The sequence below is a fragment of the Streptomyces eurocidicus genome (genome assembly GCF_002891295.1).
In the GTDB taxonomy this organism is placed as follows: Bacteria; Actinomycetota; Actinomycetes; order Streptomycetales; family Streptomycetaceae; genus Streptomyces; species Streptomyces eurocidicus.
Genome location: NZ_LGUI01000005.1, coordinates 133048 through 152102, shown reverse-complemented (window position 1 = coordinate 152102; position 19055 = coordinate 133048). Strand labels below are relative to the sequence as shown.

Genomic DNA, 19055 nt, shown 5'->3' with positions numbered 1-19055 from the left:
GCGCCGTGAGTCGATCGCGTACGGCGCGGGGGCGACAGCAAGGCCGAGCGGACGCGGGATCCGAAGCTGCGCCCGGGCGTTCACCGAAGGCGTGGCCGGGCCGATCGTCCCGACGTACCGGACGTCCGGGGCTTCGATCCTCAGATGTATATCGACGGCCGGCAGAGGCCACCGTTCGCGGCCCGTCGCCGTGCCGCCGGGGAGTACCGTGATGCCGACGTCGCGCCCTCGACGAGGAGTTCGCCGAACTGTCCCGTTCGCCCGGGGGCCGAAGGGGTGGGGATGACGGAGATCCGCCGCGAGTTGATCCGTCCGTTACCGGGAGTGCTGAAGGCGCACGCGGCACGCGTGGGACGGAAGACCGCCTTCCGCGACGGACGGCGAGGCGTCACCTACGCGGAGCTGGAGGAGCGTACCCGCCACCTGGCGGGACACCTGGCGCGGCTGGGACTGCGCGGCGGCGACCGGGTGGCCCTCCTGCTGGGCAACCGGGTGGAGACCGTGGAGAGTTACCTCGCGGTCCTGCGGGCCGGAGCCGTGAGCGTGCCACTCGACCCCGGAGCCGCCGACGCCGAGCTCGCGTACTTCCTCGACGACAGCGAGGCGGCCGCGGTGATCACGGAGGAGACGCTGCTGCCACGGGTCTCGCGGTTGGCGGCCGTGCGACCGAGGCTGCGGTCGCGGATCCTGGTGGCGGGCACGGACACCGTGCCGGACGGAGCGGCCCGGGGCACCCACGCCTTCGAACGGCTCGCCGGCCCGGATCCGGGACGCGCGCCCCGCGACGACCTCGGCCTGGACGAACCGGCCTGGATCCTCTACACCTCGGGCACCACCGGGCCGAGCAAAGGCGTGGTCTCCAGCCAGCGCACCGCGCTGTGGTCCGTGGCGGCCGGCTACGTCCCGCTGTGGGGTCTGGGGGAGGACGACCGCCTGCTGTGGCCGCTTCCCATGTTTCACGCCTACGCCCACTCGCTGTGCCTGCTGGGAGTGGTGACAGTGGGCGCGAGCGCGTACCTCCTCGACCGGGGCGCGAGCGTCGCGACGGCGCTCACCGAAGGGCGGTTCACCATCCTCGCCGGCGTGCCCGCCACCTACCGGCTGCTCACGAGCGCGGTCCGCGGAGCCCTCCCGCCGCCGGACGGCATCCGACTGTGCGTCACCGGAGGCGCTCCGTGCACCCCGGAGCTGCGGGCCGACGTCGAGGAGCTGCTCGGCGCACCGCTGCTCGAAGGCTACGGAAGCACCGAGACCTGCGGGAAGATCACCGTCGACCGGCTCGGCCGGGCGGGACGTGCCGGCCCCGGCGGTCTCCCGGTGCCCGGCGTCGACATACGGCTGACCGATCCCGACGGCGGCGACGTCGCCGACGGGGACGAGGGGGAGATCCGGGTCCGCGGTCCGAACCTGATGCTCGGATACCACCACCGCCCGGACGACACCGCACGGGCGTTCAAGGACGGTTGGTACCGCACCGGGGACCTCGGCCGCCGCGAGCACCACGGCGGTCTGCGCGTCACCGGCCGGGTCAAGGAACTGATCATCCGGGGCGGCGAGAACATCAACCCCGCCGAGGTCGAGCGAGCGCTCCTCGGCTGCCCCGGCGTCGTGGACGCGGCCGTCGTCGGCAGGCCGCACGACGTGCTGGGCGAGGTGCCGGTCGCCTTCGTGGTCGCCGACCCACGGCACGGCGTCGACACCGACGGGATACGCGCCCTGTGCCGCGAACGGCTGTCGGACTTCAAAGTGCCCGACGAGGTGTACGAGACCGACTCCGTACCCCGTACCCCCTCGGGCAAGACCGACCGCCCCGCGCTGACCCGGCGACTGGCCGAACGGCTGGGGTCGGCGCGCGAGGCCACCGCGTCCGCCCTGCGCCCGCGCCTGGCGGCACTGACCCCACCCGGGCGGTACGACGCCGTGCTGCGCCTCGTCCTCGCCGCCACGGCCCACGTGAGCGGCGTGCCCGAGCGGGATCTGGAACCGGGCCGCCCCTTCACCGGCTTCGGGATCACCTCCCTGGGCGGCGTACTGCTGCGCGACCGGCTCGCCACGGCCACCGGCCTCGAACTGCCCGCCACCTTGGTGTTCGACCACCCGACGCCCGCCGCCGTGGCGGAGTTCCTCCGGACCGGGCTCCTGGGCGGGGTGGCACCGGACGACGGCCCGAGCGGCGGCGGGAGGGGCGGGTCCCCGGCGGAGCCGGTGGCCGTCGTCGCGATGGCCTGCCGGTATCCGGGCGGCGTCACCTCACCCGAGGACCTGTGGCGGCTCGTCGCGAACGGCGTCGACGTGACCTCGGACGCCCCCGACGACCGCGGCTGGGACCTGCCCGGCCTCCTCGACCCCGACCCCGACCGGCTCGGCACCTCCCTCACCGGCCGTGGCGGATTCCTGCGCGGGGCGGCCGACTTCGACGCGGCCCTCTTCGGGATGTCCCCACGGGAGGCACTGGCCACCGACCCGCAGCAGCGCCTCCTGCTGGAGACCGCCTGGGAGGCCCTGGAGCGGGCCGGCATCGACCCGACGGCCTTGCGCGGCAGCGACACCGGCGTCTTCGTCGGCGTGATGTACGACGACTACGCCGGCCGTCTCCTGACCCGCGGCCCGCACGAGCTGGAGGCGCACCTCGCGCTGGGCTCGGCGGGCAGCGTGGCCTCGGGCCGTATCGCCTACGCCCTGGACCTGCGCGGGCCCGCCGTCACCGTGGACACCGCCTGCTCGTCCTCGCTGGTGGCCCTGCACTCGGCGGCGCAGGCGCTGCGGTCCGGCGAGTGCTCGCTGGCCGTGGCCGGCGGCGTCACGGTGATGGCCACCGCGGCGCCCTTCGTCACCTTCAGCAGACTGCGGGGCCTGGCGCCGGACGGCCGGTGCAAGCCGTTCTCCGCCGCGGCCGACGGCACCGGCTGGGCCGAGGGCGCCGGCGTGGTCCTGCTGGAGCGGCTGTCCCACGCCCGGCGCAACGGCCACCCGGTGCTGGCCGTGCTCCGGGGCTCGGCCGTCGCCTCCGACGGCGCGTCCAACGGCCTGACCGCGCCGAGCGGCCCGGCCCAGCGGGAAGTGATCCGTCAGGCCCTGGCCGCCGCCGGGCTCACCCCGGACGACATCGACACGGTCGAGACCCACGGCACCGGCACCGCGCTCGGCGACCCCGTCGAGGCCCGGGCCCTGCAAGCCGCGTACGGGCGGGGAAGGCCCGGCGACCGGCCGCTGTGGCTCGGGGCGCTCAAGTCCAACATCGGGCACACCCAGGCCGCGGCCGGTGTCGGCGCCGTGATCAAGACGATCCTGGCGATGCGTCACGGACGGCTGCCGCGCATCCTGCACTGCGAGGAACCCTCACCGCGAGTCGATTGGTCGCCGGGGGCCGTAAGGCTCCTGACGGAGGAACAGGTGTGGCGTCCGGCCCGCCCCGGCGCCCCGCGCCGGGCAGGGGTGTCCGCGTTCGGCATCGGCGGGACCAACGCCCACGTCATCCTGGAGGAAGCGCCGGAGGAGCCCGCTGCGAAGGGGGCGGCTGCCGCCGGGCCGTGGAGCACGGTGCCACCGCTGCTGCTGTCGGGCGCGGATCCGCGGGCACTGCGCGCGCAGGCCGGCCGGGTGGCGTCCCTGCTGCGGGAACAGCCCCGGCTGTCCCCGCTGGACGTCGGGTTCTCCCTGGCCACCACCAGGGCGGCGCTCACTCACCGTGCGGCCGTGACCGCGGGGGACCGCGAGGCGCGGCTGCGCGCTCTGGACGCGTTGGCGGCGACCGGCCACGCGCCCGGCAGCACCGAGGTGAGGCCGCCGGGTGCACCTGCCGGGCGGCTGGCACTGCTCTTCTCCGGCCAGGGCGCGCAGCGACCCGGCATGGGCCGGGAACTGCACGGCGCCTTCCCCGCCTTCGCGGCCGCCTTCGACGCCCTGTGCGCACGGTTCGACGCCACCGGCGCGCTCGACCGTCCCCTGCGCACCATGCTGTGGGCGGACGGGCACACCGACGACGCCGCTCTCCTGGACAGGACCGACTTCGCCCAGGCGGGGCTGTTCGTTTACGAAGTGGCGCTGTTCCGGCTGCTGGAGTCCTGGGGCGTACGGCCGGACGCCGTGGCCGGCCACTCCGTCGGCGAGCTGGCAGCCGCTCACGCGGCCGGCGTCCTGTCGGAGCCGGAAGCGGTGGAATTGGTCGCGGCCCGAGGGCGGCTGATGCGGCGACTGCCCGGCCACGGTGCCATGGTGGCCCTGGAGGCCACCGAGGCCGAGACGGCGGAAGAGCTGGCGGACCTGGCGCACCGCGTGGCGATCGCGGCGGTGAACGGCCCCCGGTCGGTCGTCGTCTCCGGGGAGGACGAGGCCGTACGCACCGTCGCCGCGCGCTTCACCGGTCGAGGACGCCGCACCACCCGGCTGCGGGCCGGCCACGCCTTCCACTCACCGCTGATGCGGCCCATGCTCGCCGAGTTCGGCCGCATCGCCTCGTCCATGACCTACGGGAAGCCGCGCATCCCCGTGACCTCGACCCTGACCGGGCGTCAGGCCGAGGGGGACGATCTGCGCTCGGCGGCGTACTGGGTGCGCCACGCCCGCGAGACCGTACGTTTCGCGGACGCGGTGCGACACCTCGTGGACGACGGGCGGGTGACCGTCTTCGCGGAGACGGGCCCCGACGCGCAACTCACGGCGGCCGTCATGAGCGGTGTGGCGGGGGAGCGCGACGGGCTGGTGTGCACGGCCACCGCTCGGGCCGGGACTCCGGAGCCGGAGGCGGTCCTGGCCGCGCTGGGCCGGCTGCACGTCCACGGCCCGCCGGTGGACTGGCACCGCGTCTACGCGGGCAGCGGCGCCCGGCGGGTCGACCTGCCGACCTATCCCTTCCAGCGACAGCGCTACTGGCTGGAGAACACCGCCGCCCCCGCCCCCGTCGGCGACGGGCATCCTCTGCTGCCCGTGACGACCACCGTGCCCGGCACGGAACGCCTGCTGTGCACCGGTCACCTCTCCACCGCGTCCCAGCCATGGCTGCGCGATCACGTCATCGACGGGCAACCGCTCGTCCCCGCCGCCGCGTTCGCCGAGATGCTGATCCACGCGGGCGACGTGAGCGGACTGGAGGTCGTCGAGGACTTCGCGCTGCCGACCCCGCTGCCGCTGCCGCCGTCCGGCTCCGACGACGGGGTCCAGGTGCAGGTGGCGCTCGGCGAGCCGGACGCCTCCGGCCGGCGCACCGCCGACGTCCACTCCCGCCCGCGGGAGTCAGGACCGCTCGGCGCCTGGACGCACCACGGTACGGGGCGGCTCGGCCCCGCGACCGGCCAGGGAGACCACGGAACCGATGCCGCCGCGTGGCCGCCCCCGGGTGCCGTGCCCGTGGACCTCACGGGCGCCTACGCTCGCCTGGCCCGCGCCGGCCACACGTACGGCCCCGCGTTCCAGGGCGTCACGGCCCTCTGGCGGGGGCCGGACGAGGAGGTGTTCGCCGAGGTACGCCTGCCCGGGCCGGCGAGCGCCGACGCCGTCCGGTACGGCCTGCACCCCGCCCTGCTCGACGCCGCGCTGCACGCGGCCCTGCTCGCCGCGCCGACCGACGGCCCCACCCGGATGCCCTTCGCATGGCGTGGCCTGCGCCTGTACGCCGTGGGCGCCACGGCGCTGCGCGTACGCCTGCGTACCACCGGCCCGGACACGTTCGCCGTGGAGCTCGCCGACCACGGAGGGAAGCCGGTGGCCCGGGTGGACTCCTTCAGCACCCGGCCCGTACCGGAATCCACCGGTGCCACGACCACGGAAGCGAGCGTCGCCGGGGGACTGTACGGCCTGCGGTGGACCGGCATCCCCGCCGACGGCGACGGGCCGCCCCTCGCCGTGGCGGAACCCGACGACCTCGGCCTCCGCCCCGTGCTCCCCGGGCCACCGGCCGGCACGAGGAACGCCTCGGAGACGGTGGTCGTCTCCCTGTCCCGCCTCTCCTCGGATGCCGGCCCGGCCGTGGACACCCACACCCTGACGACGCGTGCTCTGGCCGTGCTGCGGACCCACCTGTCCGCCCCGGCGGCGCCGGGATCACGCCTGGTCGTGGTGACCCGTGGCGCCACCGTCACCGTGCCGGATCTGTCGGCCGCCGCGCTGTGGGGCCTGGCGCGTTCCGCCCAGGCGGAGTATCCCGGCCGTCTCACGCTCGTCGACACCGACGGCCGGCCCGAGTCCCTGCGCCTGCTGCCCGCCGCTGTCGCCACCGGCGAACCCCAGCTCTCCCTCGTCGAAGGCGCCGTCCGCGTCCCCCGGCTGGCCGGCACCGACACCCCGCGGGACGCTCCTCCGGTGGAGGGCACGGTCCTGGTGACGGGCGGCACCGGAGCCCTCGGCGGTCTGCTGGCCCGGCACCTGGTCACCCGGCACAAGGTCCGCCACCTCGTCCTCGTCAGCCGGCACGGCCTCCTCTCACCGGCCGCGCGACGTCTGCGGGCAGAGCTCCGGGAGTCCGGCGCCCGGGTGGACGTGACCGCGTGCGATGCCGCCGACCGGACCCGGCTGGCGGCCGTCGTACGGACGTACGCGCACGAACTGAGCGCCGTCGTGCATGCCGCCGGGGTCCTGGACGACGGAGTGCTGGAGGCCCTGACACCCGGACGGCTCGCCGCGGTGCTGCGGCCGAAGGCGGACGCCGCCTGGCACCTTCATGAGCTGACGAAGCGTCTGCCCCTGTCGCACTTCCTCCTGTTCTCCTCGGCGGCCGGGATACTGGGCACGGCGGGCCAGGCCAACTACGCGGCCGCGAACGGCTTCCTGGACGCGCTCGCGCACCACCGTGCCGCTCTGGGCCTGCCGGCGCTCTCGCTCGCCTGGGGGCCATGGGCGGGCGGGACGGGAATGGCGGCACGTACCGCCGCCCCCGACCGGGCCATGGGCGGCGTGCTGCGCCCCGTATCCCCCGCGCAGGGCCTGGCGCTGTTCGACGCCGCGCTGGGCAGCGGCGAACCGGTGCTGGCCCCGCTGCTGCTGGACCGTTCCCGGCGTCCGGCCACCGCCGGGCAGCCGCTGCCGGCGCCCCTGCACGGGCTGCTGCGCCCGGCCCGCCCGGCCGCCCAGGCCGCGGGCGACGGTCCCGGAGCCGCGGCCGGATCCTGGCGGGAACGACTCGCCGCCCTCCCCGGGCCCGACCGGGGCCCGGCCTTGCTCGGGCTCGTCCGCGAGGAGGTCGCCGCCGTCCTCGGCCATGCCGGTGCGGACGCGGTAGGGCCCGGCCGCCCCTTCACCGAGCTCGGCTTCGACTCCCTGACCGGGGTGCTGCTGCGCAACCGTCTCGGCGCGCTCACCGGCCTGTCCCTGCCCGCCACCGTCGTGTTCGACCGGCCCAGCGCCGCGGAGCTGGCCGCGCACGTCGGCGAGGAGCTGGGCAAGGCCCGGCTCGAAGGGGAGGCGGCCGCCCCGCGCGCGATGCCACGCCCGCCGCAGAACCTCGCCTCCCTCTACCGGCGGGTGTGCGAGACGGGCGACGTCGTGTCGGCGATGCGCTTGCTGGTGACCTCCTCGCTCGCCCTCCCCGCCTTCGGAGGCGCCGACAGCGCCCGGCACGGGCTCACACCCCTCAGGCTCGCCGAAGGCACCGCCGGTCCCGCGCTCGTGTGCTTCCCCGGGTTCACTCCCGCCGTCGGCAGGCCCTGGCACGCCACGCTGGCCTCAGAGCTGGCATCAGCCTTCGGCGGCGAGCGGGACGTACTAGAGATCCGGCATCCCGGCATCGCCGAAGGGGACGCCGTCCCACGGGACTGGCAGACCCTGGTCGACCTGCACGCCGCCACGGTACGCGAGCACGTCGGCGACCGCCCGTACGCCGTCCTCGGCTCCTCGATGGGCGGCTGCCCCGCGCACTCGGTGGCCGCACACCTCGCGGCGACCGGCACACCACCGGTCGGCCTCGTCCTCATCGACACCCACCACGTCACCCCGGACCTCGAGAACGAGCCGTGGCTGCTCGCCCTGCCCGCCTACGCCCCCTTGCGGATGGGGGAGCGCTTCGACACCGCCGTGGACGACATGGCCGTGGCCGCGCTCGGCGCCTACATCCGTATCGCCCGCGGCTGGCAGCCGGAACCGACAGATGTCCCTACGCTGCTGATCCGCCCCACCGAACCGCCACCGCGGTCGCCGGCCGGCGGCGGTCCCGAAACGCGATGGCCGGTGCCGCACACCACGGTGCACGTCCCCGGCGACCACTGGAGCATGACCGGAGAGCACGCGCACACGACGGCGGCGGCCATCGGGGCATGGCTCGGGACACGACTCACAGCCACCGGCGATGCCCGGGCGTGACGCGGGTCCCGAGCCTGCGGACGCACCGCCCGGGAACTACCGTTCCGCTGGTGGTCCACCGGATCCGCTCGGCCCCCCGTCTCCAAGGGAAGCCACCTGCCCGGGGATCGACCGGTGACGCTGAGGAACGCCTCGCTGAACGCGCCGGGTTGCGCTCGGCGTCCGCATGGCACGCAGCCCGCGGTAAATCCCGGTGGAAGGCCGTGCTGATCACCGGAAGCGGCCGGGGCATCGGGCAAGGCATCGCCGAACGCCTGGCCCGGGACGGCGCTCCGGTCGCCGGTGAAATCATATGGCCGTCGGCGAAGACGGATCCGGTGCCCAGGTCGTGCTCAGAAGCTTCTTGTCGGGCTTGCCGACGCCGGTGAGCGGAATGCGGTCCACGATGTGCACGGCCCTCGGCGCGTACATCGCTCCCTTGCGCTCCGTCACGAACTCCCGGATCGCGTCGAGCCCGACCTGGCTCCCCGCCGCGGGGACGATCGCGACGTGGACCTCCTCGCTCTCGTCCGCGCGGCGCACCCCGAAGGCCGCGCACCGCGCGACGGCGGGGTGTTCGAGCAGCAGCTGCTCCAGCTCCGCCGGATAGACGTGCCCGCCGACCACGACGACCATGTCCTTGAGCCGGTCGACGAGGAAGAGGTACCCCTCGGCGTCGACGTAGCCGACATCGCCGGTACGGACCCAGCCGTCGCGCAGGACCTCCGCGGTCAGATCGGGCTGCCGCCAGTACCCGCTCATCATCATGGGGGTACGGACGCAGATCTCCCCGGATTCCCCGGCGGCCAGGACCTCGCCGTCCGCGTCGCGTATCTCGATCTCGGCGCCCGGGGCCGCACGGCCGGCCGTGGACCGGCCGCCGCGGCCGGTCACCCCGTGCTCGTGGGGCAGCACCTCGGCGATGTTGCCCGCCTCCGTCTGGCCGTACCAGCCGTGCAGTACCGGCCCGAACGCCTCGGCCGCGTCGCGCAGCCGCCGGGCCGAGGCGGCGGTCCCGCCGTAGAAGACGCGGCGCAGCGCCGACACGTCGGTGCCGGGCAGTGCCGGGTGGTCCAGGAGCTCGTACAGCAGGGGCGGCAGCAGCCAGATGTCGGTGATGCGCTCGCGCCCGAGGACGGTCAGGACCTCGCCCGCGTCGAAGGCGGGCCGCAGGACCACCGTGCCGCCGGCGAGGAGCGTGATGTCGGCGACGATCCCGGCCATGTGCGCGAGCGGGGTGCAGGCCAGGAACCGGGGCCGCGACCCGGACGGGATCCTGCCGGCGTGCAGGGCCAGCGCCTCCCGGTACGGGCCGTGGGCCATCCGGATGCCCTTGGGCGTCCCCGTGGTGCCGCCGGTGAACCGGATGCACCAGTCGTCCTCGGCCCGTACCGTGCTCACCACCCGCTCCGGCGCGCGGAGCGCCGCGTGGGCGAGCAGGTCCTCGCCGAAGGCGGCGGGGCCGAGGGTGAACACGGCGGGGACCGGCGCCAGGGCGCGCAGCGCCTCGGCGGCCTCCCGCGTCGCGGGCGCGACGAGCAGCATCGAGGCCCCGACGGTGGCCACGATCCGCGCCTGTGCCTCCGGAGCCGTGCCCTGGTCGAGGAAGACCGCCCGGGCGCCCAGGAGGTTCACCGCATAGCGGGCGAGGAGCGCCTCGGGCTGGTTTCCGGTGAGGAACACGACCGTGCTTCCGCGACCGATGCCGCGCCCCGCCAGCTCCGCGGCCGTCCGGCGCACGTCGTCGCGCAGCTCCCCGGCCAGAACGGTGCGGCCCTCCGCCGTGATCAGCGCCGGCCGCTCCGGGGAGCGGGAAAGCACCTTCAGGAGAGTGTCGACGTAACTCTCGTACGCCGGGCGGGGGTTGTTGTTCATCGGCCGTCTCCTTCGGTGGTGCGGACATCCGGAGGCTACGGGCGTGCCGTTCATACGGTCCAAGACCGATTCAGGCATGTAAAGATGCCTGTGAAGTTATGAGGAGGGGGGTAGGGGCAGGTGGATCTGCTGTCGCTGCGCTGTTTCCAGGTCGTCGCGCGCCACGAACACATCAGCCGGGCCGCCGCGGAGCTGCATGTGGCCCAGCCCTCGGTGAGCCGGACCATCGCCCGGCTGGAGGCGGAACTGGGTGTGCCGCTCTTCGACCGCCGCGGTCGCCGCATCCGGCTCAACCCGCACGGCGCCGCCTTCCTGCGCCGCGTCGACCGGGCGCTCGGCGAACTCGAGGACGGGCGCCGGGAACTGGCGGACGTGGCCGGAGGGGGAGGCGGCACCGTGACGGCGGCCGCCGAGACGCTGCTGACCCTCGCCGGACTGCTCGTCGGTTTCCGCGCGGCCCACCCGGGTGTGGACGTCCGGTTGCACCAGGCGTCCGCGGACGCGATGGCGCACCGTCTCCGGGCCCGCGAAGTGGACTTCTGCCTGGTCTCCCAGCCGCTCGCGGGCCCGGTGCTGACGTCCGTCGAGCTCCTCCGGGAGGACGTGCTGCTCGCGGTGCCGCCCGGGCACCGGCTGGCCGGGCGCGAACGGGTCGCCCTGGCCGCGCTGGACGGCGAACCGTTCATCACCCCCACCCCCGGACACTGGCAGCGCGTCCTGGCCGACCGGCTGTTCGCCCGGGCCGGGGTCCGCCCCGCGATCGTCTGCGAGGGGAACGAGCCGGGCGCGATCCTGGACCTGGTCGGCGCCGGGCTGGGGGTGGCCCTGCTGCCGGCCATGGCGCGGGACTCCGGCATCCGGGCAACGGTCTCCTGGGCCCGGCTGGACGCGCCCGACTGCCACCGGGTGCTGTGGCTCGCCCGGCACAAGGACGCCTATCTGTCCGCCGCCGCCCGCTCCTTCGGCGACTTCGCCGTCGAGCACTTCCGGCACTTCCGGGGCCCTGCCCGGCCGGGACGCGGTACGACGGCGCCGCGGCCCCGCACATGAGTCACCTCCTGCCGCGGGCATCGCCTCCCCGCCGCCGGAGCGGGCGGCGGGGAACCGAGGGCGGTAGGCGTCCTACCGGCGGCCGCGTAGGAGCGGACGGTCACCAAGACGGCGAACGGCGCGGTCACCACGGCTCCCGTCGGCACCCTCGGCCGCACTCCCAAGCGGACTCTGGCCGAAAACGAGGGCTGGTATCGGGCGCCCGGCGCCACGAAGATGCTCCCCTGCCGGACAGGACCGGCCGGAAGGACCAGAAGGAGGGGAGTCCGTGGAGTTACGACGAAGAGGCCCGCGCGGCACACGCGACAGAGGGGCCGGGAGACTGCTGCACGGCGCGGTCGCGCTGGCGCTCGCCTGGGGCGGAGCCGCGGCGGCCCCGGCGATGGCACAGGACGCGCCCGCCGCGCGCACATCCGCCACGGCCGCGTGCCAGGCGGACACCGCCGCCAAGGGCCTGGCCAGCAGGCCGGTCGCCGACAGTCTGGTGTCCGTGGACCGCGCGGACGGCCGCATCGCTCAGTTCCAGCTCTTCTACGACGCCACCGCCACCGGCGGCCTGCCCTTCGTATGGCAACGCGAACAGGACACGCCGGCCGGCGCGTACGGCCCGTGGCAGCGGGTCAGCGCGGCGACCGTGGGTCCCAAGAGCTACGCCGTCACGGCGGTGGAGAACTCGGCGCGCCACCTGGAGCTGCTGTTCTCCACCTACGGCTCCTTCTGCCACACGGTGGAAGGGACCGCCGGCTGGGGCACCCCCACCCCGTTCGGGCTCGCACCGACGCCGTACCACGGTGCCGTCGTCCTCTTCAAGGAACGGGACGGCAGCATCGACGCCTTCGCCTCGGGGGCGCGGACCGGCGGCACGATGGAGGTCCGGCACCAGCGGAACGCCGAGGAGGGCTGGGACCCGGTCCGGTCCTTGGGCCAGCTGCCGGAAGCGAACGCGGGCCTGAGCCAGCCGAGCACGGTGGAGCAACTCCCCGACGGACGCCTCCATCTGACGGCACGTGAGTGGAACAGGGACCGCACATGGGAGATCACCCAGGCGGCGCCGGGCGGCGGCTGGGACCCGTGGCGGCTGCTGCCCGCCCGCACCGCGGCCACCGCGCACGCCCGTACCACCGCCGGACCGCAGCTGAACGTGCAACGCACCACCGGGCTCCTCGACGGCGACATCGTCCGGTTCACGATCGCCGGCGGCCCGCCCAAGGAGTACGTCTGGGTCAAGCAGTGCGGGCCCTCGGCCTCCGCCGGCACCTGTGACGACGCCACCGGCCGCCAGTTCCGGGTGTACCCGGACGGCACCTACCGGATCTCGCCGAAGAAGCTGTACGCCCAGCTCAGCACCCCGGCCGGGAACGTCGACTGCCGTACGGCACCGGCCGACGCCCCGTGCTCCCTGGCGCTCACCGACAACGCCGGGGCCCTGCTCACCACCGTCCCGCTGCGCTTCGCCCGGCACGGCCGCCCGGAGGCGCCACCCACCTTCGACGTGGACCCGAGCGAGGACCTGGTGGACGGACAGTCCGTGCACGCCACGGGCAAGGGCTACGAGCCGCAGTACCACGTACTGATCATGGAGTGCGCCGCCGGGGCCGCGAACACCTTCGGGTGCCGCCCCCGCAGCAGGCCACCGGCCACCGATGATGACGGCCGGGTCGACGAGAACGTCACGCTCTCGGCGACGTTCACCGCCATCGACGGCCACACCGTCGACTGCCGCACCGAGAGCGCGTGCGAGCTGGTGGTCTTCGGCACCCGGGTCCGCGGACCCGAGACGGTCCGCCACCCACTGAGTTTCGTACCGGCGGCCGGGACCGGCACAGCCGGTTCGCGCGGCACCACCGCGGGAACGTAACCGGACGTCCGGGACCGATGAGGGAGAGGGTGGGCTCAAGGTGAACGAGCGAGCACTGGCGATGCTGCGGGCGGGTGGAGCCGAGGGGATCGAGCACCCCGGCGGCACCCTGCAGGCGCACCTGGAACGGGTCAGCGCCCTCCTCTCGTCCTGGAACGCCCGCCCGGCCCTGGTATCGGCCGGGCTGTGCCACGCCTTCTACGGCACCGACGGGTTCGCGGTCGCGCTGCTGGACCTGGGACGCCGGGCGGAGCTGACCGAGGCGATCGGCTCCGAGGCCGAGGAACTCGTCTACTTCTATGCCTCCTGCGACCGTAAGGCGTCCTACCCCGTGCTGGCGGACGACGTGGGCCCGTTCTACGACCGCTTCACCGGGGAACGGCTGCGACCGGACATCTCGGCACGCCGGGACTTCGCCGAGCTGACCGTCGCCAACGAACTGGACATCGTCGCGATCAGCCCGGCGTACCGCGCCCGCCACGGTGCGGCGTTCCTCGACCTGTTCACCCGGTGGCACCCACTGCTGTCGGAGCCGGCCCGGGCGCACTGCCGCGCCGTGCTGGGTTAGGCCGGCCGTCTCCATGCGGCCGGAGCACCGGTTCTCCGCCGACCCGGGGGCCTTTCCGATGCGGTGACCGGGAACATCCACCGGGTCGCGACGGCGGCGCCGCGTGCGCGGGCGTCGTCACACGTTGAGGTCGTCGCCGACCTCGACCACGGGCTCGTCGGGCACGATGTGCATCGCGGCCTCCTCCGCGGAGGCCGCCCCGCCGTCGATTCCCATGTCCCGGGCGAAGATGTCGTTGCGCCGAGGGGGCATGGCGTCGATGGTGGCGACGAGGCGCCCCGCGCGCTCGTCGCCGGCCTCCTCGTCGATGGGCTCGCCCTCCCCGCCGGGCACGTCGCCGATGCCGTCCCCGTCCGGCACCCCGATGTCGGGGACCTCCTCGGCGAGCCGCCGGCCGAGGCTCTCGCGCTCGTTCTGCTCGCGGGCCGTCGTGCCGTGGTGCCCCACGCCGAGCGGCCTCTCCGGGGGCGAATAGCCCGCGTCGAGCACCTGATCGTAGAGATCGCCGTCGAGGGCGTTCTCCAGGTCCAGGTCACCGGGGTTGTCCCGGCGGTCGGACCGGGCAGGCTGGTAAACCTCGTCACCCATCACGTCATCGGACATAGTGAGGCAGTCTCCTCCCGCACGGTTCCGCGGCGACGGCCTACCTCCACTGTCCCTCGTACCGCCGCTTCGCGCCCCTCAGGAAGGGAGGGGCGACCGCCCGGCGAGCGCGGAACCTCGGTGCGGAGAACTCTCGCCGCGCAGTGGGGCAAGGGCCTTGACGGCGGCTTCGGCGGCCCTGGCGATGAGTGTGTCGTCCGCCTTCGCGTCCTTGGCGGTGCGGCCGGAGAAGACGGCGACGACGAGCGGGGCGGCCCGGGGAGGCCAGAGGACGGCGAGGTCGTTGCGTGCGCCGTAGCCCCCCGACCCCGTCTTGTCGCCCACCTGCCAGCCGGCCGGGACACCTGCTCGGATGAGCGTGTCGCCCGTGGTGTTCCGCTTGAGCCAGTCGGTCAGAAGCGGCCGCCTGTCCGCGGCGAGGGCATCGCCGAGGACGAAAGCGCGCAGGTCGGCGGCCATGGCGCGAGGGGTGCTGGTGTCACGGGGGTCGCCGGGAGCGGCCTCGCTGAGGTCGGTTTCGTACCGGTCGGCCCTGGTGACATGGTCGCCGATCGCGGCGAGAGCGTCCTGCAGGCCCTTGGGGCCACCGAGTTCGTCGAAGAGGAGGTTGGCCGCGCCGTTGTCGCTGTGACGGACCGCGGCATCGCACAGTTCCCGCAGGGTCATGCCCCCGCCGACGTGCTCGGCGGTGACCGGCGAGTGGCCGACCGGAACGTCGCGGCCGTAGCGCACACGCCGGTCGAGCTGCTGGAGCGTGTTCTTCCGCAGCACGGCGCCGGCGAGGAACGCCTTGCAGACCGAGGCGTAGGCGAAGCGCTCGTCCGGCCGGTGGGCGACGGACCGCCCGCTGCCGGTGTCGACGGCGTAGACGCCCAGCCGGGCGTCGTACTCACTCTCCAGTTCGCCGAACGCGCGCTCGGCTTCCTGGGTGGTGCCACGCGACGCGGGGGACGGTGGAGCGGTCCGGCACGCGGCGAGGGGGGCGACCGCGAGTCCGGTCAGGGTGGCGATGGCGGAGCGCCTCGTAGGGGAGGTCGTCATGGAGCGATGCCTTTCGGGTCGGTGATCGGGCGTGGGGCCCATCGGTTCCCGTCGAGCCGGCGGCCGGCGCGAATCGGTCAGGAACGTCCGGCCGGTACGGCGGCCAGCACATCGTGGACGAGGGGCACGGCCGAGGCGCTGCCACTGAGGCCGCCCTCCACGACGGCGGCGATGGCGATGCCGTCCCGGTGCGCGGCGACCCAGCCGTTGTTGGGGGCCTGCTCGGACACCTCGGCGGTCCCGGTCTTCGCGCCGATGTCGCCGGGCAGGTCCGCCAGGCCCTTGGCGGTGCCGTCGGTGACCGTCGCGCGCATCATGGCGCGCAGCCGGTCTGCCACGTCCCCGGGGAGCGGTGCGGTGGTGGCCGTGCCGTGAGTGCCGGGGAGGAGTGTGGGCTGGCGGAACGTTCCGGTTGCCGCGGTCGCGGCGATGGACGCCATGGTCAGCGGGTTGCCCAGGACCTTGCCCTGCCCGATCATCGCCGCGGCCTTGTCGGTCTGGTCGCCCGGTGCGGGTGCCGCTCCGTCGAAGGAAGGGATGCCGATGTCCCAGTTCTGGCCTATGCCGAAGTACTTCTCGGCCACCTCACCCGGTTCCCGGTCGCCGAGCTTGTCGCGCAGGCTGATGAAGGCGGTGTTGCACGACTCGGTGAAGTCCTGGGCGAAGGTGGCTCCCCGGTGCTCGGACAGCTCCATGTTGTGGAACTGTTTGCCCACCGTGAGGTATTTGGGGCAGTCGACGACGGTGCCGGGCTCGACGGCGTTCTTGAGCAGCAGTGCCGTGCTGGTGACGATCTTCCATGTGGAGCCGGGTGCGTAGGTGCCGGAGACGGCGCGGTTGAATCCGGCGGACGGGGAGTTCGCCACGGCGAGGATCTCGCCGGTGCCGGCCCGCAGGGCGACGAGGGCGGCGTTCTTCCCCCGGCTCTTGGACGCGAGGGCCTTCTCGGCGGCCGCCTGCCACACCGGGTCGATCGTGGTGCGTACGGGTCCGTCGCCGGCCCGGGCGGCGGGCGCGGTGCCGAAGGCGGCCTCCGTGGCCTTGGTCTCGCCCGACGCGCGGTCGACGAGCTGGACGGCTCCCCGGGGGCCGCCCCCGGCGGCCTTGCCGAGCTGGGCGATGACCGGTGCCAGGGAGGGATACGTACCGCCGGACAAGGGGGCGTCGCCACGGCCGGTGACCTTGACGGCGGCCGTGGTCCCGCGCTCCAGACGGAACTTGTCGGTGCTGCTGAGCTTCGGGTGCACGAGGGAGAGGTCCCAGTCCACCTTCCACGTCCCGTCCGGCTGCTCGCGCAGCGGGAGCTTCGAGGCGTAGGTCCAGTCCCCGAGGCCGGCGACCGGCATCTTCGCGGTGAACGGCACGGTGACCGTACCGCCTCGCGCGGCGGTGGCCGGCGCGGCGGTGAGGACCGGCTTGCCGATCTCCAGACCGGTGGTGAAGTTCCGCAGCGTGCTCTCGGCCGGCCCGGGGCTGGTGGTACGGCTCCCGGCCTCGGCGAGCCGGCCGGCCGCCCAGTCGGCGAGGAACGCCCGTGCCTGGGCCACGGCCGCGGGCTCGGGGGACGGCGCACCGATGGCGAAGGGGCCCCATCCGGCGGCGTACGCCCCACCGGCGGCCGCGGCGAGCGTCACCGCCGCCGCCGAGGTCAGGAGGGCCGGCCGACGTCGTCGCCCGGCACGCGGGGTGTCCGCCGGTGGCATCGAGGACGGGTTGCGGCGCCCGGGGCGCCGGTGAGGCTGGGGGAGAGGCATGCCCCGAGCAGAGCAGCACAGCTCCCCGCCCGTCCAAGATTGTTATCAGTATCCAATTGATTAATCTGCGATATAGTCCCTGCTCGTGGACCTGATACGCCACCTACAGTGCTTCGTGGCTGTTGCAGAAGAGTCACACTTCGGCCGCGCCGCCCAACGCCTCGGCATGGCCCAGCCGCCCCTGTCGCAGCGCATCCAGCGCCTGGAGCGGGAGCTGGGAGTGCGCCTGTTCGAGCGCACCAGCCGCCAGGTGACGATCACCAAAGGCGGCACCCTGCTCCTGGACGAGGCCCGCGAGATCCTGGCCCGCTCCGAGGCGCTGAGGGCGACGGCCCGCCGCATCCAGGAGGGCCGCAGCGGACTGCTGCGTGCGGCCCTGCCACCCGACCTCGCCGGCGACACCGTCGCCGCGATCCTGGCCGCCTTCCAGCGCCGGAACGACGGGGTGGAACTGGAGCTGCACGAGCTGACCACGGCCGACCAGCTCGCCGGGCTCGCCTCCCACGACCTGGACGTGGGCCTCATCCGCCACCCCTGCGACGTATCCGGCCTGGAGCTCGGCCCCGTCCTGCGCCACGAACTGGGCGTCCTGCTGGCCCACGACGCACCGGCCGCCCGCTCCGAAGCGGTCCCGCTGACCGCCCTCACCGGCTACGACCTGATCCTCTTCCCCCGCGCCCAGGCACCGGCCGTGCACGACGACCTCCTGACCACCTGCGCCCGGCACGGTTACACCCCCACCTGCGTCCGGCACGGCCAGGGCCCCAGCTTCACCCGCGGCCTGCTCCTGTCCTCCCGGGCGATCGCCTTCAGCCCCCGGGACGCCCACCCCGCCCAGGACCCGGACCTCACATGGCGCCCGCTCGCCGGTGCCCCGCTGACCCTGCGGCACTCCGCCGCCTGGCCCAGGGGACGCGGTGACGCCGCCGCCCTCGCCTTCGCCGACACCGTCACCGATGCCCTCGCCGCCACCGCCACGGCGGGCGGCGACCTGCCTCCCACCCCCCTGCACCTGCGCCCAGCGGCGGAGTACTGGATATGACCGAGACCAAGGCCCGCACCCGCGGTCGCGTCCGCGCCGCCTTCGCCGAAGCCGGCGTCACCGGCTGGCTGCACGCCGTCGACATCGACTCCGGAGCCCAGCTCGACGCGGGCGCCGACCAGCCGGTCGTCACCGCCAGCGTCCACAAGCTCTGCCTGCTCGTCGCCCTCCACCAGCAGGCGGAGGCGGGCCGGCTCGACCTCTCCGAACAGACCACGTGCCCACCGCGCGACCGCACCCCCGGCCCCACCGGACTCGCCGCGATGCTCGACGACGTCCGGCTCTCCCTGCGCGACGCCGCCTACCTGATGATGGCCGTCAGCGACAACACCGCGGCCGACCTCATCCTCGAACGCGTCGGCCTGGACGCGGTCAACCGCACCACGTGGCGCCTGGGCCTCACCGGCACCCATGCCGTTCACACCTTCCGCGAATTCCTCACCCTCCTCAAGGAGGACACCGGCCCCGGCGGCCCCCAGGCGCTGACCGACCCCCGCGTCATCGCCGGGCTCCGCGTACTCGACCCCGCCGCCACCAACCACAGCACCCCACGCGACATGACCCGCCTGCTCGCCGCCATCTGGCGGGACGAAGCCTGCGCCCCCGAACACACCGCCGCGATGCGCCGCCTGCTGGGGCTTCAGGTCTGGCCCCACCGCCTGGCCTCCGGGTTCCCCTTCGACGACGTCCACGTCGCCGGAAAGACCGGAAGTCTGCCCACCGTCCGCAACGAAGTCGGCGTCGTGGAATACCCCGACGGTGGCCGCTATGCCGTAGCGGTGTTCACCCGCGCCTCCAGCACCGCCGCCGTCCTCCCACCGGCCGACGCGGTCATCGGCACCGCGGCCCGCATCGCCGTCGACGCGCTCCGGGCCTGCCGCGGCTGATCATGTGGACGCCGGTGGGCCGTCACGATCGCGAGCCACCCGCCGCGAACGGCGGCGCCCGCTCCGCTCCGTGGGTAACTCGGGCGGGCGGGCGGCCACGGCATTGCGC

At 74.5% G+C, this 19055-nt stretch carries 10 protein-coding genes; 6 read left to right on the top strand and 4 right to left on the bottom strand.

Annotation, left to right across the window (positions count from 1 at the left end; translation table 11 throughout):
• The first annotated feature begins 282 nt into the window (after nucleotides 1–282).
• Nucleotides 283–8289 carry a type I polyketide synthase gene (locus AF335_RS17625; RefSeq protein WP_102919363.1) on the top strand — a complete coding sequence of 2669 codons (8007 nt, stop codon included), beginning with the start codon at nucleotides 283–285 and terminating at the stop codon, nucleotides 8287–8289.
• A gap of 288 nt (nucleotides 8290–8577) precedes the next feature.
• On the opposite strand, the gene AF335_RS17620 is transcribed toward AF335_RS17625, so the two are convergent.
• Nucleotides 8578–10143, bottom strand: a complete 1566-nt coding sequence (locus AF335_RS17620; protein ID WP_102919362.1) for an AMP-binding protein — start codon at nucleotides 10141–10143, stop codon at nucleotides 8578–8580.
• 120 nt (nucleotides 10144–10263) lie between these two features.
• On the opposite strand from AF335_RS17620, the gene AF335_RS17615 reads away from it, so the two are divergent.
• From AF335_RS17615 to AF335_RS17605, 3 genes are all read left to right on the top strand, one after another.
• Nucleotides 10264–11193, top strand: a complete 930-nt coding sequence (locus AF335_RS17615) for a LysR family transcriptional regulator (RefSeq protein WP_102919361.1) — start codon at nucleotides 10264–10266, stop codon at nucleotides 11191–11193.
• Between the two features lie 268 nt (nucleotides 11194–11461).
• Nucleotides 11462–13051 carry a neocarzinostatin apoprotein domain-containing protein gene (locus AF335_RS17610; RefSeq protein WP_146045552.1) on the top strand — a complete coding sequence of 530 codons (1590 nt, stop codon included), beginning with the start codon at nucleotides 11462–11464 and terminating at the stop codon, nucleotides 13049–13051.
• A gap of 61 nt (nucleotides 13052–13112) precedes the next feature.
• Entirely contained in the window at nucleotides 13113–13619 is a 507-nt protein-coding gene (locus AF335_RS17605) for a DUF6817 domain-containing protein (protein WP_102919359.1), read from the top strand.
• Nucleotides 13620–13736: 117 nt separating this feature from the next.
• Here the strand turns inward: AF335_RS17605 and AF335_RS17600 are convergent, their stop codons facing one another.
• The 3 genes from AF335_RS17600 to AF335_RS17590 form a co-directional block, all read right to left on the bottom strand.
• Nucleotides 13737–14222, bottom strand: coding sequence for a DUF5709 domain-containing protein (locus AF335_RS17600; protein WP_102919358.1), 486 nt, complete (start codon nucleotides 14220–14222; stop codon nucleotides 13737–13739).
• 78 nt (nucleotides 14223–14300) lie between these two features.
• Nucleotides 14301–15263 (bottom strand): class A beta-lactamase, encoded by a 963-nt coding sequence (gene bla, locus AF335_RS17595; protein ID WP_102919357.1) that lies wholly within the window; start codon nucleotides 15261–15263, stop codon nucleotides 14301–14303.
• 77 nt (nucleotides 15264–15340) lie between these two features.
• A complete protein-coding gene (locus tag AF335_RS17590; RefSeq protein ID WP_376697822.1) occupies nucleotides 15341–17017 on the bottom strand; it encodes a penicillin-binding transpeptidase domain-containing protein in 1677 nt (558 codons plus the stop codon).
• Between the two features lie 115 nt (nucleotides 17018–17132).
• Between AF335_RS17590 and AF335_RS17585 the strand changes: the two genes are divergently transcribed.
• Nucleotides 17133–18059, top strand: a complete 927-nt coding sequence (locus tag AF335_RS17585; RefSeq protein ID WP_244927069.1) for a LysR family transcriptional regulator — start codon at nucleotides 17133–17135, stop codon at nucleotides 18057–18059.
• Entirely contained in the window at nucleotides 18056–18946 is an 891-nt protein-coding gene (locus tag AF335_RS17580) for a serine hydrolase (protein ID WP_102919354.1), read from the top strand. The genes AF335_RS17585 and AF335_RS17580 overlap by 4 nt, the downstream gene beginning before the upstream one ends.
• The last annotated feature ends 109 nt before the right edge of the window (nucleotides 18947–19055 follow it).

Excerpts from the sequence above, each read along its gene's own strand:
- AF335_RS17625 (WP_102919363.1), top strand. The coding sequence starts at position 283 with ATGACGGAGATCCGCCGCGAGTTGATCCGTCCGTTACCGGGAGTGCTG.
- AF335_RS17620 (WP_102919362.1), bottom strand. The coding sequence starts at position 10,143 with ATGAACAACAACCCCCGCCCGGCGTACGAGAGTTACGTCGACACTCTC.
- AF335_RS17605 (WP_102919359.1), top strand. The coding sequence starts at position 13,113 with ATGCTGCGGGCGGGTGGAGCCGAGGGGATCGAGCACCCCGGCGGCACC.
- AF335_RS17600 (WP_102919358.1), bottom strand. The coding sequence starts at position 14,222 with ATGTCCGATGACGTGATGGGTGACGAGGTTTACCAGCCTGCCCGGTCC.
- bla (WP_102919357.1), bottom strand. The coding sequence starts at position 15,263 with ATGACGACCTCCCCTACGAGGCGCTCCGCCATCGCCACCCTGACCGGA.
- AF335_RS17590 (WP_376697822.1), bottom strand. The coding sequence starts at position 17,017 with ATGCCTCTCCCCCAGCCTCACCGGCGCCCCGGGCGCCGCAACCCGTCC.
- AF335_RS17580 (WP_102919354.1), top strand. The coding sequence starts at position 18,056 with ATGACCGAGACCAAGGCCCGCACCCGCGGTCGCGTCCGCGCCGCCTTC.